This is a genomic window from Actinoplanes sp. NPDC051405, assembly GCF_055586185.1.
Map to the genome: position 1 here is coordinate 294,117 of NZ_JBVJIR010000013.1, position 14,331 is coordinate 308,447.

27 protein-coding genes are annotated in these 14,331 nt (G+C 67.2%); all 27 read left to right on the top strand.

The window, feature by feature from the left end; genetic code table 11:
- Nucleotides 1–840 carry a 50S ribosomal protein L2 gene (rplB, locus tag ACZ6S4_RS27615; protein ID WP_212987329.1) on the top strand — a complete coding sequence of 280 codons (840 nt, stop codon included), beginning with the start codon at nt 1–3 and terminating at the stop codon, nt 838–840.
- Nucleotides 841–853: 13 nt separating this feature from the next.
- Nucleotides 854–1,135, top strand: coding sequence for a 30S ribosomal protein S19 (gene rpsS, locus ACZ6S4_RS27620; RefSeq protein WP_020513590.1), 282 nt, complete (start codon nt 854–856; stop codon nt 1,133–1,135).
- Between the two features lie 31 nt (nt 1,136–1,166).
- Entirely contained in the window at nt 1,167–1,679 is a 513-nt protein-coding gene (gene rplV, locus ACZ6S4_RS27625; protein WP_465477679.1) for a 50S ribosomal protein L22, read from the top strand.
- A complete protein-coding gene (rpsC, locus tag ACZ6S4_RS27630; RefSeq protein WP_360813686.1) occupies nt 1,679–2,533 on the top strand; it encodes a 30S ribosomal protein S3 in 855 nt (284 codons plus the stop codon). The genes rplV and rpsC overlap by 1 nt, the downstream gene beginning before the upstream one ends.
- Nucleotides 2,534–2,536: 3 nt before the next feature.
- Complete coding sequence (rplP, locus tag ACZ6S4_RS27635; protein WP_465477680.1) at nt 2,537–2,962, top strand: 50S ribosomal protein L16; 426 nt, start codon at nt 2,537–2,539, stop codon at nt 2,960–2,962.
- Complete coding sequence (rpmC, locus tag ACZ6S4_RS27640; RefSeq protein WP_203776590.1) at nt 2,962–3,198, top strand: 50S ribosomal protein L29; 237 nt, start codon at nt 2,962–2,964, stop codon at nt 3,196–3,198. Before rplP ends, rpmC begins: the two co-directional genes overlap by 1 nt.
- A complete protein-coding gene (gene rpsQ / locus ACZ6S4_RS27645; RefSeq protein ID WP_212987324.1) occupies nt 3,195–3,470 on the top strand; it encodes a 30S ribosomal protein S17 in 276 nt (91 codons plus the stop codon). The genes rpmC and rpsQ overlap by 4 nt, the downstream gene beginning before the upstream one ends.
- A 105-nt stretch (nt 3,471–3,575) precedes the next feature.
- Complete coding sequence (gene rplN, locus ACZ6S4_RS27650; protein ID WP_360551818.1) at nt 3,576–3,944, top strand: 50S ribosomal protein L14; 369 nt, start codon at nt 3,576–3,578, stop codon at nt 3,942–3,944.
- A complete protein-coding gene (rplX, locus tag ACZ6S4_RS27655; RefSeq protein WP_465477696.1) occupies nt 3,941–4,261 on the top strand; it encodes a 50S ribosomal protein L24 in 321 nt (106 codons plus the stop codon). The genes rplN and rplX overlap by 4 nt, the downstream gene beginning before the upstream one ends.
- A complete protein-coding gene (rplE, locus tag ACZ6S4_RS27660; RefSeq protein ID WP_465477681.1) occupies nt 4,261–4,830 on the top strand; it encodes a 50S ribosomal protein L5 in 570 nt (189 codons plus the stop codon). Before rplX ends, rplE begins: the two co-directional genes overlap by 1 nt.
- 2 nt (nt 4,831–4,832) lie before the next feature.
- Nucleotides 4,833–5,018, top strand: a complete 186-nt coding sequence (locus ACZ6S4_RS27665) for a type Z 30S ribosomal protein S14 (RefSeq protein WP_014440734.1) — start codon at nt 4,833–4,835, stop codon at nt 5,016–5,018.
- A 74-nt stretch (nt 5,019–5,092) separates the two neighbouring features.
- Nucleotides 5,093–5,500 (top strand): 30S ribosomal protein S8, encoded by a 408-nt coding sequence (rpsH, locus tag ACZ6S4_RS27670; RefSeq protein ID WP_203776587.1) that lies wholly within the window; start codon nt 5,093–5,095, stop codon nt 5,498–5,500.
- 13 nt (nt 5,501–5,513) lie between these two features.
- Nucleotides 5,514–6,056, top strand: coding sequence for a 50S ribosomal protein L6 (gene rplF / locus ACZ6S4_RS27675; RefSeq protein WP_212987321.1), 543 nt, complete (start codon nt 5,514–5,516; stop codon nt 6,054–6,056).
- Nucleotides 6,053–6,448, top strand: coding sequence for a 50S ribosomal protein L18 (rplR, locus tag ACZ6S4_RS27680; protein ID WP_433724864.1), 396 nt, complete (start codon nt 6,053–6,055; stop codon nt 6,446–6,448). The genes rplF and rplR overlap by 4 nt, the downstream gene beginning before the upstream one ends.
- 12 nt (nt 6,449–6,460) lie before the next feature.
- A complete protein-coding gene (rpsE, locus tag ACZ6S4_RS27685) occupies nt 6,461–7,081 on the top strand; it encodes a 30S ribosomal protein S5 (RefSeq protein ID WP_125811511.1) in 621 nt (206 codons plus the stop codon).
- On the top strand, nt 7,081–7,263 hold the full coding sequence (rpmD, locus tag ACZ6S4_RS27690; RefSeq protein WP_203776584.1) for a 50S ribosomal protein L30: 183 nt from the start codon (nt 7,081–7,083) through the stop codon (nt 7,261–7,263). Before rpsE ends, rpmD begins: the two co-directional genes overlap by 1 nt.
- Nucleotides 7,263–7,712 (top strand): 50S ribosomal protein L15, encoded by a 450-nt coding sequence (gene rplO, locus ACZ6S4_RS27695; RefSeq protein WP_465477682.1) that lies wholly within the window; start codon nt 7,263–7,265, stop codon nt 7,710–7,712. Before rpmD ends, rplO begins: the two co-directional genes overlap by 1 nt.
- 275 nt (nt 7,713–7,987) lie before the next feature.
- The gene (secY, locus tag ACZ6S4_RS27700) at nt 7,988–9,334 is read left to right on the top strand and encodes a preprotein translocase subunit SecY (RefSeq protein WP_465477683.1); all 1,347 of its coding nucleotides are present in this window, start codon (nt 7,988–7,990) and stop codon (nt 9,332–9,334) included.
- Between the two features lie 74 nt (nt 9,335–9,408).
- Nucleotides 9,409–10,062: an adenylate kinase gene (locus tag ACZ6S4_RS27705; RefSeq protein ID WP_125804098.1), complete on the top strand. Its 654-nt coding sequence runs from the start codon at nt 9,409–9,411 to the stop codon at nt 10,060–10,062.
- Between the two features lie 2 nt (nt 10,063–10,064).
- Complete coding sequence (gene map / locus ACZ6S4_RS27710; protein WP_465477684.1) at nt 10,065–10,916, top strand: type I methionyl aminopeptidase; 852 nt, start codon at nt 10,065–10,067, stop codon at nt 10,914–10,916.
- 7 nt (nt 10,917–10,923) lie between these two features.
- The gene (locus tag ACZ6S4_RS27715) at nt 10,924–11,358 is read left to right on the top strand and encodes a DUF1707 SHOCT-like domain-containing protein (RefSeq protein ID WP_465477685.1); all 435 of its coding nucleotides are present in this window, start codon (nt 10,924–10,926) and stop codon (nt 11,356–11,358) included.
- Between the two features lie 51 nt (nt 11,359–11,409).
- Entirely contained in the window at nt 11,410–11,961 is a 552-nt protein-coding gene (locus ACZ6S4_RS27720; RefSeq protein ID WP_465477697.1) for a DUF1707 SHOCT-like domain-containing protein, read from the top strand.
- Between the two features lie 217 nt (nt 11,962–12,178).
- A complete protein-coding gene (gene infA / locus ACZ6S4_RS27725) occupies nt 12,179–12,400 on the top strand; it encodes a translation initiation factor IF-1 (protein WP_007073013.1) in 222 nt (73 codons plus the stop codon).
- A 52-nt stretch (nt 12,401–12,452) separates the two neighbouring features.
- Nucleotides 12,453–12,569, top strand: coding sequence for a 50S ribosomal protein L36 (rpmJ, locus tag ACZ6S4_RS27730; RefSeq protein ID WP_015619018.1), 117 nt, complete (start codon nt 12,453–12,455; stop codon nt 12,567–12,569).
- Nucleotides 12,570–12,754: 185 nt separating this feature from the next.
- Nucleotides 12,755–13,135, top strand: a complete 381-nt coding sequence (gene rpsM / locus ACZ6S4_RS27735) for a 30S ribosomal protein S13 (RefSeq protein ID WP_023358218.1) — start codon at nt 12,755–12,757, stop codon at nt 13,133–13,135.
- Nucleotides 13,136–13,152: 17 nt separating this feature from the next.
- Entirely contained in the window at nt 13,153–13,560 is a 408-nt protein-coding gene (gene rpsK, locus ACZ6S4_RS27740) for a 30S ribosomal protein S11 (protein WP_015619020.1), read from the top strand.
- A gap of 15 nt (nt 13,561–13,575) precedes the next feature.
- Entirely contained in the window at nt 13,576–14,202 is a 627-nt protein-coding gene (gene rpsD / locus ACZ6S4_RS27745; protein ID WP_465477686.1) for a 30S ribosomal protein S4, read from the top strand.
- The last annotated feature ends 129 nt before the right edge of the window (nt 14,203–14,331 follow it).

The window sequence follows — 14,331 nt, forward strand, 5'->3', positions numbered from 1 at the left end:
ATGGCTATCCGTAAGTACAAGCCGACCACGCCGGGCCGTCGCGGCTCCAGCGTCGCCGACTTCGCTGAGATCACCCGGTCGACGCCGGAGAAGTCTCTGCTGGTTCCGCTGCCCAAGAAGGGTGGTCGCAACGTCCACGGCCGCATCACCACGCGGCACCAGGGCGGCGGTCACAAGCGGCAGTACCGGCTGATCGACTTCCGGCGCAACGACAAGGACGGCGTGCCGGCCAAGGTCGCTCACATCGAGTACGACCCGAACCGCACGTCCCGCATCGCACTGCTGCACTACGCCGACGGCGAGAAGCGCTACATCCTCGCGCCGAAGGACCTCAAGCAGGGCGACCGCGTCGAGTCCGGCGTGGGCGCGGACATCAAGCCGGGCAACAACCTGCCCCTGCGCAACATCCCGGTCGGTACGACGATCCACGGTGTGGAGCTTCGTCCCGGCGGTGGCGCCAAGCTGGCCCGTTCGGCCGGCGTGGGCATCCAGCTGCTCGGTCGTGAGGGTGTGTACGCCACGCTGCGTATGCCCTCCGGTGAGATCCGTCGCGTCGACATCCGCTGCCGCGCGACGGTCGGCGAGATCGGCAACGCCGAGCAGTCGAACATCAACTGGGGCAAGGCCGGCCGCATGCGATGGAAGGGCAAGCGCCCGACCGTCCGTGGTGTCGCCATGAACCCGGTGGACCACCCGCACGGTGGTGGTGAGGGTAAGACCTCAGGTGGTCGCCACCCGGTCAACCCCGCCGGTAAGCCGGAGGGCCGTACCCGCCGCAAGGGCCAGGAGAGCGACCGCATGATCGTTCGCCGCCGCTACGCCACCCGCAAGCGCGGGTAACGGGAGTTAAAAGATGCCTCGCAGCCTGAAGAAGGGCCCGTTCGTCGACGACCACCTGCTCAAGAAGGTGGAAGTCCAGAACGAGAAGAACTCGAAGAACGTCATCAAGACCTGGTCGCGACGCTCGACGATCATTCCCGACATGCTCGGGCACACGATCGCCGTGCACGACGGGCGCAAGCACGTCCCGGTGTTCATCACCGAGGCCATGGTCGGTCACAAGCTCGGCGAGTTCGCTCTGACCCGCACGTTCAAGGGTCACGAGAAGGACGACCGCAAGAGCCGTCGCCGCTAATCAGTCCACGGATCAGAAAGGGGTTACAGCGATGCCAGTCAAGAGCGATGCTCCGGTACTTCCGGGCGCTCGGGCAGTTGCGCGTCACGTGCGCATCTCGCCGAACAAGGCGCGCCGTGTGATCAACCTCGTCCGCGGTCTGCCCGCGAAGGAGGCTCTCACGGTCCTGCAGTTCGCGCCGCAGGCTGCGAGTGAGCAGGTTTACAAGGTGCTCGCGAGCGCGATTGCGAACGCAGAGAACAACGAACGGCTCGACCCGGACGCGCTCCTGGTCAGCGCAGCTTTCGTGGACGAGGGCCCGACGCTCAAGCGGTTCCGGCCGCGGGCGCAGGGCCGGGCGTACCGGATCCGCAAGCGGACCTGCCACATCACCGTGGCGGTCGAGGCGGTTCAGGTGACCACGCCGGCCCGCAAGGCCACGGCCAAGAAGGCCGCGCCGGCCAAGAAGGCTGCTCCGGCGGCCCAGCCGGCCGAGTCCCAGAGCAGCACGGAGCCGCAGGCGGCTGACGCCGCGTCTCAGAGCAGCACGAAGGGTGCCGAGTAATGGGTCAGAAAGTTCACCCCACCGGGTTCCGCCTCGGCATCTCCACCGACTGGAAGAGCCGCTGGTTCGCGGACAAGCTCTACAAGGACTACATCGGCGAGGACGTCAAGATCCGCCGCATGATGTCCAAGGGCCTCGAGCGCGCCGGCATCTCCAAGGTGGACATCGAGCGCACCCGCGACCGGGTCCGCGTGGACATCCACACCGCCCGGCCGGGCATCGTCATCGGCCGTAAGGGTGCGGAGGCCGACCGGATCCGCGGCGAGCTCGAGAAGCTCACCGGCAAGCAGGTCCAGCTGAACATCCTCGAGGTGAAGAGCCCCGAGTCGGACGCGCAGCTCGTGGCGCAGGGCGTCGCTGAGCAGCTGTCCAGCCGGGTCAGCTTCCGGCGGGCCATGCGCAAGGCGATGCAGTCGGCGATGAAGAACCCGATCTGCAAGGGCATCCGCGTGCAGGTCTCCGGCCGCCTCGGTGGCGCGGAGATGAGCCGCACGGAGTTCTACCGTGAGGGTCGCGTTCCGCTGCACACGCTGCGCGCCAACATCGAGTACGGCTTCTTCGAGGCCCGTACGACCTTCGGCCGCATCGGCGTGAAGGTCTGGATCTACAAGGGCGACTTCGTGCCCGGACGTGAGGTCGCCCCCGAGGCGCCCGCGCGTCCGCGCCGTGACCGCGCCGAGCGTCCCGACCGTCCGCGTCGTGGCCGTTCCGGCTCGTCCGGTACGACCGCGGGTGGCACCGAGGCCGGTCGCGCCGCTCAGGCCGCGGCTGCTACCCCCGCTCCGGCGGAGGCTGCGCCCACGACCGACACCGCCGTTGCTCCGGCTGCGGCCGAAACGCAGCAGGAGGGCTGACACATGCTGATGCCGCGTAAGCCCCCGAAGGGCTTCCGCAAGCCGCACCACCCGGACCGCCACGGCGCGTCCAAGGGCGGCAACCGGGTGGTCTTCGGTGAGTTCGGTATCCAGGCCCTGGAGCCGGCGTACGTGACCAACCGGCAGATCGAGTCGGCTCGTATCGCCATGACCCGCCACATCAAGCGTGGCGGCAAGGTGTGGATCTCGATCTTCCCGGACCAGGCACTGACCAAGAAGCCCGCCGAGACCCGCATGGGTTCCGGCAAGGGCTCGCCGGAGTGGTGGGTGGCGAACGTCAAGCCGGGACGCATTCTCTTCGAGATGTCGTTCCCGAACGAGACGATCGCGCGCGAAGCGATGCGTCGCGCGATCCACAAGCTTCCGATGAAGTGCCGCATCGTGACGCGCGAAGGTGGTGACAGCTGATGGCAGCCGGCGTTAAGGCTTCCGAGCTGCGAGAGCTCTCCGAAGAGGAGCTGGTCTCGCGGCTGCGGGAGTCCAAGGCGGAGCTGTTCAACCTCCGCGTACAGGGTGCGACCGGTCAGCTCGACAACCACCGTCGTCTGCAGGTCGTCCGCAAGGACATCGCGAAGATCTACACGATCATGCGTGAGCGTGAGCTGGGGCTCTCGGCCGCGCCGACTGAGGTGACTACAGCATGAGCGAGAACGCAGCAGCTGCGCCCCGGACCCAGCGCAAGGTGCGCGAGGGTCTGGTGGTCAGCGACAAGATGGACAAGACCGTCATTGTCGAGGTCGAGGACCGCGTCAAGCACGCCCTTTACGGCAAGGTCCTACGGCGCACCCGCAAGCTCCAGGCGCACGACGAGCAGAACGCGTGCGGCGTCGGTGACCGGGTCACCCTGATGGAGACCCGTCCGCTGTCGCGTACCAAGCGGTGGCGTGTCGTGGAGATCCTCGAAAAGGCCAAGTGAGTTTGCTGGGCCGGCCGGGACATCCCGGCCGGCCCAGCGGACCATCGTTCCGCCAAGCTCTGGTACGTCCCCGTGCCGGAGAACTGGCAGACATAGGAGACAGACGTGATCCAGCAGGAGTCGCGACTGCGCGTCGCCGACAACACGGGTGCCAAGGAAGTGCTGTGCATCCGCGTTCTGGGCGGCTCCGGTCGCCGTTACGCGAGCATCGGTGACGTCATCGTGTGCACGGTCAAGGACGCCATTCCGGGTGCCGGTGTGAAGAAGGGTGACGTCGTCAAGGCCGTCATCGTCCGCACCGCCAAGGAGCGGCGCCGTCCCGACGGCTCGTACATCCGCTTCGACGAGAACGCCGCCGTCATCATCAAGGACGGTGGCGACCCCCGCGGTACCCGCATCTTCGGCCCGGTCGGCCGCGAGCTGCGCGACAAGCGGTTCATGAAGATCATCAGCCTGGCGCCGGAGGTGCTCTGACCGTGAAGATCAAGAAGGGCGACACGGTCGTCGTCATCGCCGGCAAGGACAAGGGCGCCAAGGGCAAGGTCATCGCCGCCTTCCCGCGGCAGGACAAGGTCCTGGTCGAGGGCGTCAACCGTATGAAGAAGCACGAGAAGATCCGCACGACGCAGCGCGGTTCCAAGACCGGCGGCATCGTCACGCAGGAAGCCCCGATCCACATCTCGAACGTGCAGATCGTGGACTCCGAGGGCAAGCCGACTCGCGTCGGCTTCCGGCGGGACGAGAACGGCCAGAAGGTTCGTATCGCGCGTAGCACCGGTAAGGACCTGTGATGACTGCCGCTACCGAGACCAAGACGCTGCCCCGCCTGAAGCAGAAGTACCGCAGCGAGGTCGCTGCCGCGCTTCAGGAGCAGTACAAGTACGGCAACCCCATGCAGATCCCCGGCCTGGTGAAGGTCGTCGTGAACATGGGTGTCGGCGAGGCTGCTCGCGACGCCAAGCTGATCGACGGCGCCGTGCGTGACCTGACCACCATCACCGGTCAGAAGCCGCTGGTGCGGCGGGCGACCAAGTCCATCGCGCAGTTCAAGCTGCGTGAGGGCATGCCGATCGGCGCGAAGGTCACCCTGCGCAACGACCGGATGTGGGAGTTCCTGGACCGGCTGCTGTCGATCGCGCTGCCGCGTATCCGTGACTTCCGCGGCCTGGACGGGCGCAAGCTCGACGGCCACGGCAACTACACGTTCGGTCTGACCGAGCAGTCGGTGTTCCACGAGATCGACCAGGACCGGATCGATCGGACCCGGGGCATGGACATCACGGTGGTCACCACCGCCACGACCGACGAGGAGGGCCGGCAGCTGCTCAAGCTTCTGGGCTTCCCGTTCAAGGAGAACTGAGCATGGCTAAGAAGGCGCTGATCATCAAGGCGGCCGCGAAGCCCAAGTTCGCCGTACGGGCGTACACCCGCTGCCAGAAGTGCGGACGTCCGCACTCGGTCTACCGCAAGTTCGGTCTGTGCCGGGTGTGTGTCCGGGACATGGCCCACCGCGGTGAGCTGCCCGGCGTGTCGAAGGCTTCCTGGTAATCCTTGTAATACCGCTTCGCCGTAGGCCTGGGGACTTCCCTGGGAACCCCGGCGAGAAAGGTTGACGAATACCCATGACGATGACGGACCCGATCGCAGACATGCTCACGCGTCTGCGTAACGCCAACCAGGCGTACCACGACAAGGTGACCATGCCCTTCTCGAAGATCAAGGCGAGTATCGCCGAGGTCCTCAAGGCAGAGGGCTACATCGCTTCCTGGTCGGCCGAGGAGCCCGCAGAAGGCGAAGTCGGCAAGCGCCTGGTGGTTGAGCTGAAGTACGGCCAGAACCGCGAGCGCAGCCTCGCTGGTATCAAGCGCGTGTCCAAGCCCGGCCTCCGGGTGTACGCCAAGTCCGACGAGCTCCCGCGCGTGCTCGGCGGCCTGGGCGTCGCGATCGTTTCGACGTCCCAGGGGCTGCTGACCGACCGGCAGGCCCGCAAGCGGAGCGTTGGCGGGGAAATCCTCGCCTTCGTTTGGTAACGGAGACTTAGACATGTCGCGAATCGGACGTAAGTCGATCCCGGTCCCGGCCGGCGTCGACGTCACCATCACGGGCCAGACCGTCAAGGTCAAGGGCCCCAAGGGCGAGCTGTCGCACACCGTCGCCGAGCCGATCACCGTCGAGAAGGCGGAGAACGGCGAGCTGGCGGTCAACCGGCCCAACGACGAACGTCGGGCCAAGGAGCTGCACGGCCTCTCGCGTACCCTGGTCGCCAACATGATCGTCGGCGTCACCGAGGGCTACAAGAAGACGCTGGAGATCAACGGCACCGGTTACCGCGTGACCGCCAAGGGCAAGGACCTCGAGTTCGCCCTGGGCTTCTCGCACCCGGTCAACGTGGTCCCGCCGGCCGGCATCACCTTCACGGTGGAGCGGCCGACGCAGTTCACGGTCGCCGGTATCGACAAGCAGCTCGTCGGCGAGGTCGCTGCGAACATCCGGAAGATCCGCCCGCCGGAGCCGTACAAGGGCAAGGGCGTCAAGTACCAGGGCGAGGTCATCCGCCGCAAGGCTGGAAAGGCAGGTAAGAAGTGACCGCCACGCTGCTCAAGCGCCGCAATGGCGGCGGTGCGTCGTACAAGCGCGCCGTCGGCAAGGCACGTCGGCACTTCCGGGTCCGCAAGAACGTCCGCGGCTCCGCCGAGCGCCCCCGTCTGGTCGTCACCCGGTCCACGCGGAACATCACCGCGCAGATCGTCGACGACCTCAAGGGCCACACGCTCGCGTCGGCCTCCACCCTCGACCCGTCCCTGCGGGGCGGAGAGGGTGACAAGAGCTCGCAGGCCGCCAAGGTCGGAGCTCTCCTCGCCGAGCGGGCCCAGGCCGCGGGCATTTCCAAGGTCGTCTTCGACCGCGGCGGTAACCGGTACGCGGGGCGGATCGCCGCGCTTGCCGCAGCCGCCCGCGAAGCCGGACTCGAGTTCTAGGAGGGAAGACCTATGCCTGGTCAGCAGCGCCGAGGCGGCGGGTCCGGCGGTAACAACGAAGGTGGCCGCCGCGACAACCGCCGTGAGGGCGGTCGCGGTAACGCGCCCGTCGAGAAGACCCCGCATCTTGAGCGGGTCGTAGCGATCAACCGTGTCGCCAAGGTCGTCAAGGGTGGTCGTCGCTTCAGCTTCACCGCCCTGGTGATCGTGGGCGACGGCGACGGCACCGTCGGCATCGGCTACGGAAAGGCCAAGGAGGTGCCCGCGGCGATCGCCAAGGGCGTCGAGGAGGCCAAGAAGCACTTCTTCAAGGTGCCGCGCATCGCCGCGACGATCCCGCACCCGATCCTGGGTGAGGCCGCCGCCGGTGTCGTGCTCCTCAAGCCGGCGTCCGCCGGTACCGGCGTCATCGCCGGTGGCCCGGTGCGCGCCGTCCTGGAGTGCGCCGGCATCCACGACGTGCTCTCGAAGAGCCTCGGCTCGTCGAACCCGATCAACATCGTGCACGCGACGGTGGCGGCCCTGAAGGGCCTGGAGTCCCCGGAGGCCGTTGCGGCCCGCCGTGGCCTCCCGGTCGAGGACGTCGCCCCTGCGGCCATGCTGGCGTCGCGCGCGGAAGCGGCGGTGCGCTGATGGCACGCTTGAAGGTCACGCAGCTCCGGTCCGGTATCGGCCGTAAGCAGAACCAGCGGGACTCCCTGCGGTCGCTCGGGCTGAAGCGGATCAACGATGTGGTGGTCAAGGAAGACCGTCCCGAGATTCGGGGCATGATCTTCGCCGTGAGCCACCTCGTCAGTGTCGAGGAGGTCGAGTAATGGCGATCAAGGTTCACCACCTGCGCCCGGCGCCCGGTGCCAAGAAGGCCAAGACCCGCGTGGGTCGTGGCGAGGGCTCCAAGGGCAAGACCGCGGGCCGCGGTACCAAGGGCACCGGCGCCCGCTACCAGGTCTCGGCGGCGTTCGAGGGCGGGCAGATGCCCCTCCACATGCGCCTGCCGAAGATCAAGGGCCTGGGCAACCGCCCGCGCAACAAGGTCGTCTTCCAGGTTGTCAACCTGGACCGGCTCGCCGAGCTGTTCCCGAACGGTGGCGAGATCGGTCCGCTGGAGCTGGCCGACGCCGGCGCGGTCCGTCGGGGCCAGCCGGTGAAGGTTCTCGGCTCGGGTGAGCTGGGTAGCGTGGCGCTGCAGGTCTCGGCGCACGCCTTCAGCGAGTCCGCCAAAGAGAAGATCGCAGCCGCCGGCGGTTCCGTCACCGAGCTGTGAGGTTTTCCGGGGATGCTGGCCCGGGCATCGCGAGATGCTCGGGCGGCATCCCCGTTGTGGCGTCTGACCTGGCATTTCGCCGGGCCGGAAGCCGCCGCTCCGCAGGTCGTCCGGTTGCCCTTCGTCCCAGGGTGTTGCACATAGGGCGACCGTGCCTCACAACAGGCACGTCAGACTGTTAAAGTCCGTTCCCAGCTAGGGATATCGGTCGTCCGGACCGATGCCTCCCCCCATCCGCCGGATACTTGGCGGTCACCTCGCGCAGGAGGAAGAAGTTGCTCTCCGCCTTTTCCAGTGCGTTCCGGACGCCTGACCTGCGCAAGAAGTTGCTGTTCACAGTAGCGATCATCGCGGTCTATCGGCTCGGCGCCACTCTGCCCAGCCCAGGCGTGTCCTACACCAACGTCCGTAACTGTCTGGACGTGGTGAACAGCACCAACGCCGGCGGCGGGGTGTTGAACCTGCTGAACCTCTTCTCCGGTGGCGCGCTGCTCCAGCTGTCCGTCTTCGCGCTGGGCATCATGCCGTACATCACGGCATCGATCATCCTGCAGCTGCTGACCGTGGTGATTCCCCGCCTCGAGCAGCTCCGCAAGGAAGGCCAGTCCGGCCAGGCCAAGATCACCCAGTACACCCGTTACCTCACCCTGGGCCTCGCGGTCCTGCAGTCCGCGGCGTTCGTCGCGCTGGCCCGCTCCGGCCAGCTCTTCGCCAACGCGTGCCCGCAGGACCAGTCGAACTTCCAGATCGTGCCGGAGAACACCGGCATCCCGGTCTGGCTGACCCTCGTCATGCTCGTCGTCACGATGACGGCCGGCACGGGCGTGGTCATGTGGCTCGGTGAGCTCATCACCGACCGCGGCGTCGGCAACGGCATGTCCGTCCTGATCTTCACCTCGATCGCCGCCCGCCTTCCCGGCGAGGGCTGGACGATCAAGGAGAGCAGCGGCGTCGCCAAGTTCCTCCTGGTGATCGCGCTCGTGCTGATCGTCATCTGTGCGGTCGTCTTCATCGAGCAGGCCCAGCGCCGCATCCCCGTGCAGTACGCCAAGCGCATGATCGGCCGGCGCATGTACGGCGGCACCTCGACGTACATCCCGCTGAAGGTCAACCAGGCCGGTGTCGTCCCGGTGATCTTCGCGTCCTCGCTGCTCTACCTGCCGCAGCTGTACCTGCAGTTCTTCGACCAGAACAACCTCAAGGGTTATCAGCAGTGGATCCAGAACAACCTGGCCAACCCGAGCCACTGGATCTACATCACCACGTACTTCCTGCTGATCATCTTCTTCACGTACTTCTACGTCTCGATCACGTTCAACCCGACCGAGGTCGCGGAGAACATGAAGAAGTACGGTGGTTTCGTCCCGGGCATCCGGCCCGGTAAGCCGACCGCCGACTACCTGGACTTCATCCTCAGCCGGATCACCCTGCCGGGTGCGCTCTACCTCGGCTTGATCTCGGTCCTGCCGAACTTCTTCTTCATCTGGCTGAACAGCGCGCAATACCAGAACTTCCCGTTCGGTGGTACGGCGGTGCTGATCATGGTGGGTGTGGGCCTGGAGACGGTCAAGCAGATCGAGAGCCAGCTGATGCAGCGCAACTACGAAGGGTTCCTCCGGTAGTGGGGGCGCGGAGCCGGGGGGCTCTTGCGTCTGTGGTTTGCGAGGCTCGTTCTCACCGAAGCGAGGCGATGTAGGTGCGGCTGGTACTGGTGGGCCCCCCGGGGGCCGGCAAGGGGACCCAGGCTGAGTTCATCGCTGCCCATCTCGCCGTACCGAAGATCTCGACCGGTGACATCTTCCGGGCCAACGTCTCGCAGGGGACGCCGCTCGGCGTCGAGGCGAAGCGTTACATGGACGCGGGCAATCTCGTCCCTGACGAGGTGACCATCAACATGGTCCGCGACCGGCTCGCCGAGCCCGACGCCGGCGACGGCTTCCTGCTGGACGGTTTCCCGAGGACCGTCCCGCAGGCGTCGGCGCTCGACAAGCTGCTGGCCGACCTCGGCATCGCGCTCGATCTGGTGATGGAGCTGGTTGTCGACGACGACGAGGTGATCCGGCGGCTCTCGGGCCGCCGGACCTGCCGTGGTTGCGGCAAGATCTGGCACGTCGAGTTCGACCCGACCAGCAAGGAGAACATCTGCGACCGGTGTGGCTCCGAGCTGTTCCAGCGTGACGACGACAAGGCGGAGACGATCGCCAACCGCCTCGTCGAGTACGCGGACAAGACCGCGCCGCTGGTCGACTTCTACGGCGCCCAGGGCAAGCTGGTGGGCATCGACGCCACCGGGCCGGTCGAGGACGTCACGGTGCGCGCCATCGACGCCCTGCGGTCGTACGGGGGATAACGATGCGCCGTCCGCAGCTGGACATTCAGCTGAAGACCCCGGAGCAGATCGAGCTGATGCGCGGTGCCGGCCTCGTCGTCGCCGCCGCCCTGGCGGCGATGCGCGAAGCGGTCGCCCCGGGCGTCTCCACCGCCGACCTGGACGCGATCGCCGAGAAGGTCATCCGGGACGCCGGCGCGGTCCCGTCGTTCAAGGGCTACCACGGCTTCCCCGCCTCGATCTGCGCCTCGGTCAACGAGCAGGTCGTGCACGGCATCCCGGCCGCCGAGCAGGTGCTCAAGGAGGGCGACCTGCTCTCGCTCGACTGCGGCGCCATCCTGCACGGCTGGCACGGTGACTCCGCGATCACCGTCGGCGTCGGTGAGACCGACCCGGCGCTGCTGACCATGGCCCAGGTGGCCGAGGACGCCATGTGGGCCGGCATCGCCGCCGCCGCCCGCGGTGCCGCCAACGGCCGGGGCCGGCTGACCGATATCTCGTTCAACGTCGAGAAGGCCGTCCGCAAGGCGAGCCGCTACGGCATCGTGGACGGCTACGGCGGCCATGGCATCGGCACCGAGATGCACCAGGACCCGCACGTGCTCAACCACGGCAAGCCCGGCAAGGGCCCGCGCCTGGTGCCCGGCCTGTGCCTGGCGATCGAGCCGATGATCACCATGGGCTCGCCCCGCACGGTGGAGCTCGACGACGGCTGGACCGTGGTCACCCGGGACGGCTCGATGGCCGCGCACGTGGAGCACACGATGTGCCTGCTCGACGACGGCGTCTGGGTCACCACGGCACCTGACGGCGGCCGGGCCCGGCTCGGCGAGCTGGTCACCGCCCGCCAGCCGGTTGACTCCGTAGCGGAGTAAAAGGCCGATGAGCCGGGACGAGATGCGGGCCGGGGACAGCGACCGCCAGGCGATCGCCGACAAGCTCAAGACCGCGCTCGACGAGGGTCGGTTGGATCTGCACGAGTACGACGAGCGGTTGCAACAGACGTACGCCGCCAAGACCTTCGGCGAACTCGATTCCCTGGTGACCGATCTGCCCGGCACCGTCCCGGCCCAGCAGTCACGCGTGCAGCCCTATCAGCCGCCCGCTGCGCCCACGCCGGCGCCCGGGGCGGGCAGTGTGCCCCAGCCGGGCGGTCCGCCGTTCCTGGCCTCGTACGGCGGCGTCGTGCTGCTCTGCTTCGTCATCTGGGCCATTTCCTGCATCGCCTCGCGTGACTTCATCTACCCCTGGCCGCTCTGGATGCTGATCCCGCTGGTCCTGGGCGTGCTCGGCCGGTGGGGCAAGCGCGATCGCTGATGCCGGTCCTGGCCCGCTGCTGGCATGCTGGAGGGTATGGGCCGGGACGAGATGAGAGCGGCCGACGCCGATCGGCAGGCCGTGGCGGATCAGTTGAAGGCCGCGCTCGACGAGGGCCGGCTGGATCTGCACGAGTACGACGAGCGGTTGCAGCAGGCGTACGCGGCCAAGACGTACGGCGACCTGCATCCCCTGCTCAGCGATCTGCCCTCCGCCGCCCTGGTGGTGCCCACCCAGCGCCGGCCCGCGGTCTCGGTGAATTCCTCCGACGCGGAACTGCGGCGGCACTGGCTGCTCACGGTGTGGTCCAGCTGGATCGTCGTGGTGGGCATCAACACCGTCGTGTGGCTGACAGCCAGCCTCGCCTCCGCCGAGCTGATCTACTTCTGGCCCGTCTGGGTGGCCGGTCCCTGGGGAGCGGTGCTGGCCTTCGTCACTGTCTCCGGCCTGGCCACGGGTGAGCCGCGCCGACAGGCGGAGAAGAGGGCTCGCAAGCGCCAGGCGAAGGAGCTCAAACGGGAGCGTCGGGCCCTGGAGGCCGACCCGATTCGACCGGACGAAACGCTCCAGGAGCGTCCGAAGAACGACAAAACGGCGGGCTGACCGGCCCTCCGACACACCCGACCCCGGGTTACGGGGACCTCGGTTTGGTGTCAATGCTCCTCGCGCGTACACTGGCTAGCTGGCGCGCAGCGTCCACTCTTCCATGTCCACCAGCGCTTCGGTGGCGGAGGAGCCGCGGCTGGTCCCGGTGCGAACCCTCAACCCGGGATGAACGTTGTGAGCCCGCCCCAGAACCCGATGTCAGGTAGCGGAGGACATGCCAAAGAAAGACGGAGCCATCGAGATCGAAGGCCGAGTGATCGAGCCTCTGCCGAACGCCATGTTCCGTGTGGAGCTTGCCAATGGTCACAAGGTACTGGCTCATATCAGCGGCAAGATGCGGCAGCACTACATCCGCATCCTCCCGGAGGACAGGGTCGTCGTCGAGCTTTCGCCGTACGACCTGACCCGCGGGCGAATCGTCTACCGCTACAAGTAAGGGTCGCGGGGGCTTTGCCTAGTCCCGTCTGACAGAGAGTCAAGGCACAACCGTGAAGGTCAAGCCGAGCGTCAAGCGGATCTGCAACAACTGCCGGGTCATCCGGCGGCACGGCCGCGTCATGGTCATCTGCAAGACCGACGCGCGCCACAAGCAGCGCCAGGGTTAATCAGCTCAGTCTGATTCCGCTCTGTCTGCTGCCAGATCCGTACCACCGAACAAGCTCGTCCCAGCCGCGGATTCGTCTCACGATGAAGCGCGGCTTCACCCCCGGTCGGAGGCCGGGGCCCGCCCGGGCAGGCGGGATGGGCCGGGCACAGACCTCCGTGAGACATCTGAGGAGTAAGCCCACTTATGGCTCGACTCGTCGGCGTCGATCTTCCCCGCGAGAAGCGGATGGAGATCGCGCTCACCTACATCTTCGGGGTCGGTCGGACCCGCGCCGTGGAGGCGCTCACCTCGACCGGCATTGACCTGAACAAGCGCGCCAAGGACCTCACGGACGAGGAGCTGGTCCAGCTCCGCGACTACATCGAGGGCAATTTCAAGGTTGAAGGCGACCTGCGCCGCGAGGTCGCCGCCGACATCCGCCGCAAGGTCGAGATCGGCTGCTACGCCGGCATCCGCCACCGCCGGGGTCTCCCCGTCCGCGGACAGCGGACGCGGACCAACGCTCGTACCCGCAAGGGTCCGAAGCGCACGGTCGCTGGCAAGAAGAAGCCCGGTCGGAAGTAATAGGAGCGCACTGACTTATGCCACCGAAGGCACGCGCCGGAGCACCCGTCAAGAAGGTCCGGCGCAAGGAACGCAAGAACGTCGCCCACGGGCAGGCGCACATCAAGAGCACCTTCAACAACACCATCGTGTCGATCACCGACCCGACCGGTGCTGTGATCTCCTGGGCCTCGTCCGGCCAGGTGGGCTTCAAGGGCTCCCGCAAGTCGACTCCGTTCGCCGCGCAGCTGGCCGCCGAGGCCGCCGCGCGCCGGGCCATGGAGCACGGCATGCGCAAGGTCGACGTGTTCGTCAAGGGCCCCGGTTCCGGCCGGGAGACCGCCATCCGTTCGTTGCAGGCCGCGGGCCTCGAGGTCGGTCAGATCTCCGACGTCACGCCGCAGCCGCACAACGGTTGCCGTCCGCCTAAGCGTCGCCGGGTCTAAGGGAGAGATCGAAGCATGGCTCGTTACACAGGGGCGGACTGCAAGCGCTGCCGCCGCGAGAAGATGAAGCTGTTCCTCAAGGGCAGCAAGTGCGACGGGCCGAAGTGCCCGTTCGAGTCGCGTCCCTTCCCGCCCGGCCAGCACGGCCGCGGTCGGACCAAGGAGACCGAGTACCTGCTCCAGCACCGCGAGAAGCAGAAGGCCCGCCGCACCTACGGCGTGCTCGAGAAGCAGTTCCGCGGTTACTACGAGGAGGCTGTCACCAAGCCCGGCAAGACCGGTGAGGTGCTGCTGCAGATCCTCGAGTCGCGTCTGGACAACGTCGTCTACCGGGCCGGCTACGCCGCGTCCCGCGACATGGCCCGTCAGCTGGTCAAGCACGGCCACCTGCTGGTCAACGGTGTCAAGGTCGACATCCCGTCGTACCGGGTGAAGGACCACGACATCGTGCAGGTCCGGGAGAAGTCGCGCGAGATGACGCCGTTCGTGATCGCGCAGGCCCAGGCGGGTTCCCGCCCGGTGCCGGCGTGGCTGGAGCCGATCCCGAGCGACATGAAGATCCTGATCCACTCGCTCCCGGCCCGCCAGGTGATCGACACCCAGGTCCAGGAGCAGCTGATCGTCGAGCTCTACTCCAAGTAGCGCTCTGGTCCCGGGGACCCCCCCGGAGGGGGGGGGGGGGGGGCCCCCACAAGAAAGGGGTTATATCGTGGGAGCGCCCAACAAAAAAAGAAAAGAGCGGTTCTCCACCACCGCCCGCACCCCTCCGAA